The organism is Streptomyces sp. NPDC047515 (assembly GCF_040643055.1).
Classification (GTDB): Bacteria; Actinomycetota; Actinomycetes; order Streptomycetales; family Streptomycetaceae; genus Streptomyces.
Window position 1 is genome coordinate 47,721 of sequence record NZ_JBEYTM010000036.1, and the last position, 12,530, is coordinate 60,250.

The window sequence follows — 12,530 nt, forward strand, 5'->3', positions numbered from 1 at the left end:
CAGGGCAACCGGAACAGGCCGGCCTACGTGACATTTTCAAACTGGTGTGCGAACATGTCGTTGGTTTCAGAAACGGCACCTCGCTTGAGGTACAGTTTCTGAAACCAACCACGCCTGGAGGACTGGACCTTGGCCCAGCTCGACCCCCAGCACCACAGCCAGCGACTTGACCAACTCGATGTATCCATCGACCTGTTCACTCTTGTGCTGGGGATGGCGTTGGAGGACGTGCGCGGCTGCACGGACTTCGACGCCCCAGCGATGCACGGGTTCACCTTCTGGAGCCGCACCAACCGCTACCTTGCTGAAATCCTGGTCCCGGACGGTTGGGCCTGGACATCGAGGGACAGCATCATGCGGGTGATCCACCCCGATCGCACGCACGCCATCACCGCGATCAGCGCGGCGGGCGCGGTGGGCGACCCGGACAAGCCGGTCCGGTCGAAGAACCCCAAGGGGTCCGCTATGGCCCGGATGGTGGAGAGGAACGGCCAGCTGGCATTCCTCTCCCGCGACGAGGTGCTGTACGGGGTGGAACTGGACCAGCTCCCGACGTGGTGCCTGCTGTACAAAAGGGAAGAGGACGGCGACATCCGGGCAGAGCTGTCGTTGCCGGTGAAGATGAACGGCAAGTTCGTCGACGAGTGGCTCACCCGCATCCCGGTCAGCCTCCCGCTGATGGAGGACCCCGGCTTCGACATCTCCCTGGACGAGCCCGGCGACGACCAGGGCCCGGAGGTCATCGTGGAGTTCCTGGGGGAGAATTAGCTGGTCAGAGCAAGACATGGGAGTTGAGGCACGTGTTCACGCCAGAGCGTCTGGTCCTCGCGCGCAAGCGCCGGCGCATGACCCAGGCCGCCCTGGCGGCGGCTGCGGACCTGTCCCCGCAGAGCATCAACGGCTTCGAGAAGCACCGTAAGACGCCGTCCGCGGACTCCCTTGTCCTGCTCGCCGAGACCCTGCGCTTCCCCGTGGCGTTCTTCGAAGCCCCACCCGCCCCGGAGATGCAACTGGACGCCGTCAGCTTCAGGGCACCGACGAAGATGAGCGCCCTGGAGCGCGACGCCACGCTCAGCTCCGGGGCCATCGCCTCCACCCTGAACGCCTGGCTGGAGGACCGCTTCCGGCTTCCCAGGCCGAACGTGCCCACCTACCCGCACCTGACCCCGGAGCAGGCTGCGGAACAGGTGCGGGCCGCCTGGGGCCTGGGCGAGGCTCCCGTGCCGAACCTGGTCCATCTGCTGGAGGCCAACGGGGTGCGCGTGTTCTCCTTGGCCCCGGACTGCCTGGACGCGGACGCCTACTCCACCACTCACTCCGGTACCCCTTACGTCTTCCTCAACACCCGCAAGACCGGTGAACGCGGCCGGTTCGACGCCGCCCACGAACTCGGCCACCTCGTCCTGCACTCCGAACACCGCATTCCCGGCGGCCGCGAAGGCGAACCGGAAGCCAACGCCTTCGCCTCCGCCTTCCTCATGCCCCGGGCCGGCATCATCGCCCAACAGCTCAACGATGCCTCCGTCGAGCGGATACTGAGCGCCAAGCGCCGCTGGGGCGTATCCGCGATGGCCTTGGCCTACCGGCTCCGCGACCTCGGCCTGCTCTCAGAATGGCGGCACAACCAGACCGTCAAGAAACTGGCCCAGATGGGCTACCGCAACGGCGAACCAGGCTCCCTCCTGGCACGCGAGAGCAGCCAGCTCCTCGCCAAGGTCTTCGACGCCCTGCGCGCCAAAGGCATGGCCCCCGCCGAAGCCGCACAGCACATGGGCATTCACGCAGACGACCTGAACGACTACGTCTTCGGCCTCGTCCCCGTCAAACTGAACGGCGGCGGTGGCGGTCAGCCGACCACCACCGCGCAACGCCCCGACCTACGGCTCGTACACGGCTAGGAGCTGTCCGATGAGTCATGGATGACCATCAGACATGCCCTGATCCTGCCGCCCCGCCCGGACCGGGGCGGCGGCGAGGCCCAGCCCTTCGTTGTCCACTTCACCACTGCCGACGACGGCGAAGAGAGTGCCTTCGCCCGTGCGGTCATCGACGCCTCCGGCGCCCTGGACCACCCCCGGCCCGGCGGACGCCAGCAGCCTGCCCACCCTCCGCAAGAAGGCGCCGGCCGACCACATCACCTACCGCGCCCCCGACCTCAAGGACGCGGCCGTCCGCGCCCGCTACGTCGGCAAGCGACGAACCGCCGTCGTCGGCTCGCCGCCTCCACCTTCACCGCCCAGGCCACCTTCGTCGGTGTCGCAAAGGACGAGCCCGGCCGCGCTCACCGTTCATCATCGGCCTTGCCGCGTCGAGCCGCTCGGTGCGGCCGTCAGAAGGCCGAGCACAGCCGGGCACGGGCGGCCCTCCTGGACGTACGGTCATTGGGCCGATCCGCGTAGTTGACGCAGGTAGGGATCGTGGGCGTGGCGCGGCAGCAGGCGGATACGGACGTCGAGTGCCATCACACCATCAGGCCGGGCCACCACCGGATTGAGGTCGGCCTCGGCCAGCTGCGGCAGGTCGCAGGCCATGCGGGACAGTCGCAGCAGCAGCTGTTCGAGCGCTTCCACGTCGACCGCGCCGCCGCCTCGGTAGCCGAAGAGCAGCGGGGCGCAGCGCGGGGACGTGATGAGTGCGTGGACGTCGCGGTCGGTGAGCGGGGCGAGCCGGGCGGCGTGGTCGGCCAGGAGCTCGGTGGAGGTACCGCCGAGGCCGAACAGCACCAGGGGGCCGAACACTTCGTCCTGCACGACGCCGGCGAACAGCTCCGTCCCGCGGCGCGCCATGGGCTGAACGAGTGCTCCGGTCATCTGGTCACCGAAGCGCGCCCGCAGGTCCAGGTAGGCCATGCGGACCTGGTCCTGACCTTCCAGGTCCAGGCGCAGTGCGCCCCGGTCGCTCTTGTGTACGAGCCCGGGCCAATAAGCCTTGAGTGCCACCCTTCCATCCGGGCCGGCCAGGTGCCCCGCGATATGTGCGGCGGAGTCCTCGGTCTCGGCCCAGCCCCAAGGCACCTGCGGGATGTGGTACCGGTCGAGAAGGGCGGCGCAGTCGCGCGGGTGGAGCCATCCCCCGTCGGGATGTTCGGCGAGATACGCCTCGACCCTCGCAGTGGCCCAGGGCCGGTCGATTCCCGACAGAGGCGGAATGCTGCCAGAGGGTTCGGCGCGCCAGCAGCCGTAGCGTGCGGCGTGGGCGAGGGCGCGCGCGGCCGACTGCGGCTCGGCGTAGGAGGGGATGGTAACGTCATCGGCCGTCCTGAGGAGCCGTACCGGTGTGTCCTGGTCGAGGAGGACAGCTGCGACGGGCCGTGGGCGCCGGCCCGGTACACCGGTGAGAGCCAGCAGCGGGTCTTCGCCGGTCCCTGTGGCCAGAGCGGTGGGCACCAACACCACAAGAACCGCATCGACGGCTCCGTGGGCGGCGAGACGGTCCACGCAGGTCCGAAGCCGGTCGGCGGTCACCGCGGCCGTGGTGTCCACAGGGTTGGCCGAGGCCGCCCCGGGCGGTAGAACGGCCAGCAGCTCGTCGGCCAGAGCTGCGTCGAAGGCGGGGACGGTCAGCCCCGCGTCGACACAGGCGTCGGCAGCGAGGACGCCGGCTCCTCCGGCGTTGCTGACCACCGCGACCCCAGTGCCGGTGAGCAACTTCTGGGCGTGCAGCAAGGCTGCGGTGTCGACGAGTTCGCCGATACCGTGGGTGGCGATGATCCCAGCCTGCGTGAAGAGCGCCTGGCGGGTCATGGTGGGGGTGGCCGCGGCCGCCGTGTGCGAGGCAGCGGCGCGGCGTCCGGCGTCCGAGCGGCCCGCGTCCACGGTGAGCACTGGCATGCTGCGGGCGACGCGCCGTGCGGTGCGGGAGAAGACCCGCGGGTTACCGAAGGACTCCAGGTGCAGCACGGCGAGGTCGGTGCCGGGGTCGGACTCCCACCACTGGAGCATGTCGTTGCCGCTGACATCGTACTTGTCGCCGAGGGAGACGAAGCTGGAGATACCGATGCCAAGCCGGGAGAAGTGCTCGAGAAGCGCGATGCCGACACCGCCCGACTGTACGGCGATGCCCGCGCGGCCCGGCACAGGGCGGTGGGCGGCGAACGTGGCGTTGAGGCGGACAGTGTCGTCCGTGTGGGCGATCCCCAGGCAGTTGGGGCCGACCAGCCGCATTCCGTAGTGCCTGCAGATGGCGAGCAGAGCTGTGGCCTGATCAGCGTCGAGTCCGGCCGTCAGGACGACCAGCGCGTGTACGCCGATCTTGCCGCACTGCTCGGCCGTCTCCGGAACGGCCCGCGCAGGGACGACCACCACGGCGAGGTCCGGTGGGGACGGCAGAGATTCAACCGACGGGTATGTCGGCGTTTGCTCAATGTTGTGAGCGTGCGGGTTGACCGCGTGCAAGCAGCCGCCGAAGCCGCCAGAACGTAGGTTCCTGAGCACGGCGCGTCCGACCGATCCCGGCCGCCTTCCAGCTCCGGCAACGACCACCGAGCCCGGGCGCAGCAGCGGAACCAGGCTCGCCACATCGGCGATCCGGCCGCGCTCGTCGACGGCCGAAAGGTAGTGCTCGTCCTGCTCCAGATGCACGGTGCAGCGCACCTCGGTGCCCTCGAAGTGCCGGGAGGTCCGCAGGCCCAGATCGGCGAAGACCTTCAGGACCGTGTGGTTCTCCACGAGCGCGTCGGCAATGAAGGTCCCAATGCCCGCCTCCCGGGCGGCGTGCACCAGGTGCTCCAGCAACAAGGTGCCGATTCCCCGGCCATGTCGGCCGCTGGCAACGGCAAGGGCGATATCGGCCGAGCGGGGCGCGTCCGGGTCCGCCGGAAGGACCGTGTACTCGGCCACGCCGACCACTCGCCCATTGTCCACGACGACAATGGAGCAGTAGCCACTGCGGTCCGGGGTGCAGATACGCGCCGCCGCCTCGCGCGCGTAGCGGGGGTTCGCTGTGAAGAACCGCAGCCGCAGGTCCTCCTGCGACATCTCCTGGTGCATTCGCTGCACCCCGTCCAGGTCCTGCGGGCCGGCGGGCCGTATCTCAACGGTGCTGCCGTCGGTGAGCAGTGCGTGAACCTGGTGCCGTCGCTGCGGTGTATCTGACATCTGCGTCCCGCCTTTGCGCCAGTGCTCCGCTCGGTGGAGGTGGCCGAGCACCCGAGTGGCTGCCCATCTCGCGGTCCGCCACGGCGGGCCCCGTTCCCATTGTCATCCTGGTCCGCCAGCAGATAGGCATGATCCCTTCGACCTGATGCGCGCCCACGCCGCGTAGGACCGCGCCGCAATTGTCGGGCACCTCGCGCACCCGGAGGCGGACCGGCTGAAGTACACGGGTGCACGCTCATCACGATGTACTTCGACACCCGCCAGGTCCTCAACGCGACCGCCCGCCCGTGCAACCCGGCCCCCGGGGCCACCAGCGGTGAGGGCCTCACCGCCGTCGCAATTCACCAACATCGCCCCGGCCCCGGTCCCGGGTGAGCCGACCCTGGAGGACCGGCTCACACTCACCGCGCTGAAGGAGCTGAGCCTGCACCCCGCCCGCGCCGTCCTCGACGAAGAGCGCGCCCGACCCATTGGCCGGCCACGAGGCCGGAGCTGCCTTCTGTACTCGCAGTAGGACCACATCAGTCAAAGCCTCGGGTCACTGCAGCAGAGAGTCGTTGGCGTTTGTTGGCATGTGCGGTGCTGCACCGCACAGCGCCTTATCGGGGATCCGTGGCGTCGTGGCGACCGGCCGAGTGCTGCGTCAGGCGCACGACCGCCCACACCACCAGGGCCGTCAACGCGATCCACAGCAGGGGCATCAGAGTCATCCAAGTCCAGCCACCGTTCCAGTACATCACCGTGGCTCACCTCCTGCGACTGTTCCACTCTCCACGGCTGCCGAGAAGGGCGCCAGTGCACATCAGCCTCGCCCCTTGGGCCGCTCTGGCCCGCTGGGTCCACCGGTAGCTGCTCGATCCCTTCATCGGTCGTGGTGGTCGGTGCCGAAGGGGGCGGCCCTGGCCAGCCGCATCCAATCGGGCCGTACAAAGACAGCCGTGACCACCGGCCTTCGCACAGCGAGGGCACAACAGTTGGTCACCTCCTCATTGCCAGCATGCGTACGGGATACGGAGAATCCACACTGGCCGTAGGAGTACCAGTCGGGGCGGGTCCGGCTCGATCGGCCGCCCCACGCATATCGCGAGGTTCGAAGGAGATGGCCATGACCACTGCACGGGAGATCATGCACGCCGGTGCCACCTGCGTCCAGGAGACCGAGACGCTTGAGGACGCGGCGCGCCGGATGAAAGAGCTGGACGTCGGAGCGCTCCCGATCTGCGGGCCGGACGACCGGCTCCACGGGATCATCACAGACCGTGACATCGTGGTGAAGTGTCTCGCCAAGGGCAAAGACCCGCGGACTATGACAGCGGGCCAACTCGAGCAGGGCAAACCGATCACGGTCGACGCCGACGCCGACACGGAACAGGTCCTCCAGACCATGGAGGAACACAAGATCCGGCGACTGCCGATCATCGAAAACCATCGCCTCGTGGGGATGATCAGCGAAGCGGACCTCGCACGCCGCCTGCCGGAGGAACAGGTGGGCCACTTCGTCGAGGTCGTCTGCGCCACTGCCTGACGATTCGGCTGTGGGCCCAGGCTCGGGACGTGGCCGTCACTGGAAGGCGGCGCGGATCTCCTGTTCGGTGGCGGCGTGGGGCCACGAGGAGTTCCGGTGACGGTGCCTGTTGGGCAGTAATCTCGGCAACTGTGCGGTCTGCGGCGCGGAACCGCGGTGTGGTGGCTGTTTCGACCACGTCGACGCCCGCCTCACTCAGACACCACAGCGTCATGTGTCCGTGGCAGCGGGGACTTCTGTTCCGACCTCCCTGCCCGTGATCTGGTCCGCCTCGCGTAATTGCGGTGGCGCATCGAGCACGACTACCGCGAGCTCAAAACCATCCTCGGACTCGACCACTTCGAAGGCCGCTCGTTCACCGGCCGGCACCACCACGTCGCCCTCGTGACCGACGCCAACTGTTCCTGACCGAACAGCGGCCCTACCCAAAAGCTCCTGCCAGGCCCTGGTCCTCCTCCAACACCTCCTGGCCACCCTGGCGGGTCGGTCGGAGCAGCCACACTCAAGTCGGCACACCGCCCGGGTTCCGCATGGACTCCGGCCGATGCTCCAGGCGCTCCAAGATCCCGCCCTCAACCCTCCCGAGGGATCACACACAGATCGGAACGGACAAACCGCCCTGCCTCAACCACGCGCGGCCTCTCTCATTGTTCAGCACCTGCACGCATAAGCAGATCCGGGGTGCTCCAGGCGTCGGCGGAGACGCTGGAGGTGTGCGCGGTCATGCGCACGGTCCCGCCGTCGTCGTGCAGCTTGTCCACGGCGGCGAGGAACTCGCCGCACGGATCGGTCGTCGGGGTCTTCGTCATCTCTTCCTCCGGGGTTGCAGGGACCTGGTCGCGATACGCCGCATGAGGGGCGGACTGCGGATGGGCGGGGCCATGGCCGGGTCAGGCTTCGCTGATCAGCCAGCTGATGAACTTGCGTTCGCGCCCGGCGCGGACCGGTTCGGTGCCGTGGGTGACCTGGGATCCGTACAGCAGCGCGGTGCCGGGCGCGGGGCTCACGCTCCAGCGGGTGCGCGGCATGGCGCGGAACCAGTCGGCCGAGTGGTCCGCGCCGTCGTGAATGAACGCCATGGCCCGGTCGTAGCCGTCGTCGCCCTTGTGCTCGCTCCACAGGGCGGGGTAGGAGGTGGTATCGACGAAGAACTCCCCTCCCTCTTCGGCGTGTTCGAGGACGACGCTGATCCCGGCGAGCTGGCGTACGGGGTCGGTGGGGTGCGGGGCGATGCCGTCGACGTGCGGGGTGATGTGCTGGCCGGGCGCGTACTCGACGTACATCCATTCGCGGCAGGAGGTCAGGGCGGGCAGGGCGCGCCGCAGGGCGGGCATCGCCCGCTCGACGGCCTGGTCAAGGACCTTGGTGGCGAGTTCGGGCGGCGGGTGGATTTCGAGGCGGCCGGCGGGCTCGTAGACGGCCATGGCCTGTTCGCTGGTGTGGCCGGGGATGGAGTGCAGGGTGGTGGTGCGCTCAGTGTCGAAGCGGCGGAAGCCGGTGTCGCCGAGGACGTCGTCCACGGCGGTGATGAGGGTGGCGACCTCGTCGGTGGTGAGGAAGTTCTCGATGCTGGAGACGGTGAGCGTCTCCGCGATGTGGATCACTGTGCCTCCCGGGAGGGGCGGGGCGGGCGGGATGTGCAGGCGCATCCGGTGACAGCCGGGGTGTGGCGGGCGATGCGGGTGAGGGTGCGCACGGCCTGGTCGAGGCCGGTGAAGTAGTCGGCCCACGTGCTGGTGGGGGCCGGGGTGAGCGTCAGGTTGAGGACGGGGTGGCGGCGGCCGGTGCGGGTGCTGGTCAGCTCGGTGCGGACGACGTCCGCGGTGATGGCGGCTGGCAGGTAGCCGTCGGCGGCGGCGAGCACGTGGCACAGCCGGGCGGCGAGCGCGGCGTATTCGGCGCGGGTGCGCGGCAGCATGCCGACGCGGAAGGCGGACGGGTCGGCGAGCGCGAGCTGGCGAACCGCGTCGATGATCTGCCCGGCAGGCCACTGGAGTCCGCCGAAGGGCAGGGGCAGCGCGGCGGCCGGGAACGGCGAGGCGCGCAGCGCCTGCCAGACCTCCGGGTGCAGGGTGCTGTGGCGCTCGCCGTAGTCGCGGCCCAAGTCGTCAAGTGGGGCCACCCGCTTGGCGATCCTCCCGGTTGTTGGGCCCGGCCCAGATCACGGCCGCCAAGACACCTTGTGCTCCCGCCAGTGGTCCCATGTGGTGAACATTGCTTCCCAGTCATAGGTGATTTCGACTGGCCGGGACAGGCTTTCAGACATCTCCTCGGAGGCTGTCGAGTTGATTCTCTGTCAGCGCCAGTGCGATCTCGAACTGGTTGAGCGCGTGCTCGCCGTCCTTGATGCGCCACTGCAGGCGCTGCACGGGTGAGGCGTCTGCTTCTTGGAGCGTCAGTTCGCCGAGCTCGTGCAGTTCTGCGTACGCGCCCTGCAGTTGCTCTTCGTGGTGTGCGGACCGGACTCTGAGTCGGCCGGCCCGTTCTTCCCACCAGCACACCCGCGACTCGCGGTCGAGCGCGGTCTTCCCCTCGATCCAGGCGCGGAGCTCGGCCTGGTCGACGTCACTGGGAAGTCCTGTGCCGAGGGGTCCTTCGGGGGGCTTCGCCCTTGATCGTGGACACCGGGTGTCATGCGGCGAGGGTCAGCGTAGTTGATCGTTGTTCGTAGGTGATCGGGCTCTGCTGGCCGAGGGCGGAGTGCCGGCGCCGGGTGTTGTAGCGGGTGACCCAGCGGAACACGTCCAGGCGTGCGGCGCGGGCACCGGGCCAGCGCTTGGCGCCTTTGAGGGTCTCCCGCTTCAGGCTGGCGTTGAACGACTCCGCGGCGGCGTTGTCCGCGCTGGTGCCGACGGCCCCACGCGATCGGACCACGCCGAACCGGCTGCACAGATCCGCGAACTCCTTCGATGCGTACTGGGCTCCGTTGTCGCTGTGGAAGATCGCTCCGCGCAGGTCCCCGCCGCGGGTGCCGGCGGCGGCCCTGAGGGCGTCGGCTATCAGCCCGGTTCGCATGTGGTCGGCGATCGACCACCCCACCAGGCGCTTGGAGTGCAGGTCCAACACCGTTGCCAGGTAGAGGAACCGGCCCTCGCCGACCGGGAGATACGTAATGTCTCCCACGTACTTCTGGTTCGGTCCCGGCGCGCTGAAGTCGCGCTGGAGCAGGTCCGGCACCGGGACCGCGTCGGGAGCGGGGACGGTCGTGCGGACCTTCATCCGCAGGTGCACCCCGACGATTCCGCAGCGTCGCATCAGCCGGGCGACGCGCTTGTGGTTCACCGGCCAGCCCTCCTCGCGCAGCTCGGCGGTGATCCTGGGACTGCCGTAGGTACTGTCGGACTCCTCATGGATCTCGGCGATGCGAGCCGACAGGGCCTGGTCGGCGTGCTCGCGCTCGGCGCGGGCCGGGGCAGCCCGCAGCCAGCGGTAGAACCCGGAACGGGAGACGTGCAGGAGCCTGCACAGCCGCTTCACGCCGTAGGCGCTGTGGTGGTCGGCAACGAACGTGAAGCGGCTCACCAGTTCGTCTCGCCCGCAAAATACTTCGCTGCCCGGTGCAGGATCTCCCGCTCCAGTTCGAGCTCCTTCACCCGGGCCTTGAGCTGCCTGTTCTCTTTCTCCAGCGCGCTCGCCTCGACGGCTCCGGGCACGGCGGCCTGCTCGGCCTCGCGCACCCACACGCGCAGCGTGTCGTGGTTGACTCCCAGGTCCCTGGCCACCGCGGCGTAAGCGCGCCCGGGACTGGCCCGGTACAGCCCGACGGCATCGGCCCGGAACTCAGGCGAGTACTTCGACGTCCCCAACGGGAACTCCTGTCCTATGGATCTTCACGATCCAATGATCAGGGTGTCCACGATCAAGGGCAAAGGCCCTTCTGGGGCTTCCCCGGCTACGTGTTCATCTGGACGATGGCCATGACCGGGATGCGGCCGGGCGAGTTGTACGCACTCCGTCGCGAGTTCTGTCACCCAGCCTGGCCAGCCGCCGATCCGGACCCTGACCGGCGAGAGGAGGTGCTGGAGCGATACGCCGGCCAGGACGCGATACCCGCGGTACGGGTGCAGTGGCAACATCAGCGGGAACACGGCCAGTTAAAGCTTTTCCCGCCGAAGTACGAGTCACACCGTGACTTGGTGATCCCCCGGTTCTTGGCGGAACCGCTGGAGATGCTTCTGAGCAGCCATGACAGCGAATGGGTCTTTCTGTCCATTGGTGGTGGTCTGCTGGCCAACGCGAACTTTACCTACCATTACTGGAGGCCCATCGCCGACGGAAGGTCGGTACATGAGAACTTCGACAGGACGAGGCTGGGGCGGAAGCAGATGGTGCGATCGCGTCGGCCGCTGCCCAGGATTCCTGCGACGCCATACGCGGGCAAGCGCCTGCACCTGGTGCGGCACGGGCACAAGGAGTGGATTGACGAGGTTGGCGGCGGGCACGCCCGGGTGGCGGTCGAGTCGCGGATGGGGAATGAGGTCGCGGGGGTTGAGGGGCTGTACAGCAACGTCACCACGGCGATGGAGCGCCGCATGATGGAGTCGTTGCAGGTGCGGTGGGAGCGGTTCGTTGTGACGCTGGATCCCGAATGGCTGCCAGTGCCTCCCACTTCCCTCCCAGTCGATCTTGATAGATGGATGAAAGCCCAGGTCAAGGCAGCAAAGAGCGCTGACTCTCGGGCTGGCTCTGTTCGCCCTGGTGGCGGCCGGGGTGCTGAGCCCGCACGCGGGCGAGTCCGCGGGTTAGGCGGGGCCGAGAGGGGCACTTTCAGCACCCACCCCTTCGAGCGGGAGTGCGGACCATCGGCCAGTGCCGTCATGGCGCCTGCTCCGCTTCGCGCGTGGCGCAGGCGACGACGTCAGAGCAGGCTCGCGGGAACCAGCTGTAGGCGGCGCCGCCTTCAGGCCGGGCCCGCTTCTCGCCGAGGTCTCTGTCCGCGCCCACGGCAAGGGGCTCCTTGCACCAGACGCAGGACCATCCGCGCTGCTGCTGTTCCGTCAGGTCGCTGACTGGCGGTAAGTCCCTCACGGTCATAGCGGTCCCGGCCCTTCGTTGATCAGGTGGGACCAGCGTGACGGGCAGGGAAGACCTCAACGCTCACAGATTCGTGAGCGTTGGCAGGTCAGGGCGTGAGTGCGGCTACAGGCCGATCCAGGCGGCCATGTACCCGAGGGTGTCCGGGGTGCGGCGCGAGATGTGCTCTTTGATCCGGGCACCTGTGCGGTCGTCGTCCAGTCCGGGCATACCGGTCTCCGTTCCTGACTCGTCATCCGGAACGGTACCTGCGCGTCCGCGTGCTGGATCCCGCATCGCCCCCGATTCCACCCGGTTCGGGGGCGGTTGCACATGTGGTCGGATGGCTGCATGACGACTCTGTACCTGTTCGGATCTGCCGCCCCGCCCGTCTTCGAGGTTGCCGAGGTCATCGATGACGCTCGGGCCCGCGGGTGGGAGGTGTGCCTCGGGCTGACGCCAACGGCGGCCCGATGGCTGGGTGAGTAGCTCCCGGAGCTTGAGCGGCTGACCGGACATCCGGTGCGCTCCGAGTACAAACTGCCGGGCGAGCCGGACGTGTGGCCGCCGGCGGACGCGATTCTGCTCGCGCCGGCCACCTTCAACACGGTCAACGAGTGGTCCCTCGGCCTGACGAGCAAGTTCGTCGTAGGGGTGGTCGCGGAGGCGATCGGCAAGGAGATCCCGACCGTGGTCATGCCGTGCGTCAACAGCGCCTACGCACGGCATCCACAGTTCCACCGGTCGGTGGATGCTCTGCAGTCGATGGGGGTGACAGTGCTGTACGGCGAGGGCGGGTTCGAGCCGAATCAGCCCGGTGAGCGTCGACGGGAGGGGCATCCGTGGCCGCTGGCCCTGGACACGGTCGGGGCGATTGTCAGTCCTGCCTCGTAGCC

General features: G+C 68.5%; 9 protein-coding genes and 3 pseudogenes. 6 read left to right on the forward strand and 6 right to left on the reverse strand.

Translation table 11 applies throughout. From position 1 onward, the window contains the following. Positions 1-129 precede the first annotated feature (129 nt). The 3 genes and pseudogenes from ABZ826_RS26190 to ABZ826_RS26200 all read left to right on the forward strand — a co-directional run. Entirely contained in the window at positions 130-768 is a 639-nt protein-coding gene (locus tag ABZ826_RS26190; RefSeq protein WP_361452989.1) for a hypothetical protein, read from the forward strand. A 32-nt stretch (positions 769-800) separates the two neighbouring features. Next, positions 801-1,898 carry an XRE family transcriptional regulator gene (locus tag ABZ826_RS26195; protein WP_361452992.1) on the forward strand — a complete coding sequence of 366 codons (1,098 nt, stop codon included), beginning with the start codon at positions 801-803 and terminating at the stop codon, positions 1,896-1,898. Between the two features lie 75 nt (positions 1,899-1,973). Next, positions 1,974-2,243 (forward strand): annotated as a pseudogene (locus ABZ826_RS26200) (flavoprotein); the annotation flags it as partial. 135 nt (positions 2,244-2,378) lie between these two features. Here the strand turns inward: ABZ826_RS26200 and ABZ826_RS26205 are convergent. Continuing rightward, positions 2,379-5,096, reverse strand: a complete 2,718-nt coding sequence (locus tag ABZ826_RS26205; RefSeq protein WP_361452995.1) for a GNAT family N-acetyltransferase — start codon at positions 5,094-5,096, stop codon at positions 2,379-2,381. Between the two features lie 1,105 nt (positions 5,097-6,201). Between ABZ826_RS26205 and ABZ826_RS26210 the strand changes: the two genes are divergently transcribed. Together ABZ826_RS26210 and ABZ826_RS26215 are read left to right on the forward strand one after the other, a co-directional pair. Beyond that, positions 6,202-6,621 carry a CBS domain-containing protein gene (locus ABZ826_RS26210; protein WP_361452998.1) on the forward strand — a complete coding sequence of 140 codons (420 nt, stop codon included), beginning with the start codon at positions 6,202-6,204 and terminating at the stop codon, positions 6,619-6,621. Between the two features lie 258 nt (positions 6,622-6,879). Further along, positions 6,880-7,005 (forward strand): annotated as a pseudogene (locus tag ABZ826_RS26215) (transposase); the annotation flags it as partial. A 260-nt stretch (positions 7,006-7,265) separates the two neighbouring features. On the opposite strand, the gene ABZ826_RS26220 reads toward ABZ826_RS26215, so the two are convergent. From ABZ826_RS26220 to ABZ826_RS26240, 5 genes are all read right to left on the reverse strand, one after another. Further along, the gene (locus ABZ826_RS26220) at positions 7,266-7,430 is read right to left on the reverse strand and encodes a hypothetical protein (RefSeq protein ID WP_361453001.1); all 165 of its coding nucleotides are present in this window, start codon (positions 7,428-7,430) and stop codon (positions 7,266-7,268) included. An 81-nt stretch (positions 7,431-7,511) separates the two neighbouring features. Next, on the reverse strand, positions 7,512-8,225 hold the full coding sequence (locus ABZ826_RS26225; RefSeq protein WP_361453004.1) for a 2OG-Fe(II) oxygenase: 714 nt from the start codon (positions 8,223-8,225) through the stop codon (positions 7,512-7,514). Next, on the reverse strand, positions 8,222-8,743 hold the full coding sequence (locus ABZ826_RS26230) for a hypothetical protein (RefSeq protein ID WP_361453007.1): 522 nt from the start codon (positions 8,741-8,743) through the stop codon (positions 8,222-8,224). The genes ABZ826_RS26225 and ABZ826_RS26230 overlap by 4 nt, the downstream gene beginning before the upstream one ends. 509 nt (positions 8,744-9,252) lie before the next feature. Beyond that, positions 9,253-10,427, reverse strand: a protein-coding gene (locus tag ABZ826_RS26235; protein ID WP_361453010.1) for an IS3 family transposase whose coding sequence is annotated in 2 segments (ribosomal slippage) — positions 9,253-10,160 and positions 10,160-10,427 — 1,176 coding nt in all. Because the reading frame shifts where the segments join, the coding sequence is not laid out codon by codon here. 1,009 nt (positions 10,428-11,436) lie between these two features. Then, complete coding sequence (locus ABZ826_RS26240) at positions 11,437-11,565, reverse strand: hypothetical protein (protein ID WP_361453013.1); 129 nt, start codon at positions 11,563-11,565, stop codon at positions 11,437-11,439. A 420-nt stretch (positions 11,566-11,985) separates the two neighbouring features. Between ABZ826_RS26240 and ABZ826_RS26245 the strand changes: the two are divergent. After that, positions 11,986-12,528 (forward strand): annotated as a pseudogene (locus tag ABZ826_RS26245) (flavoprotein). The last annotated feature ends 2 nt before the right edge of the window (positions 12,529-12,530 follow it).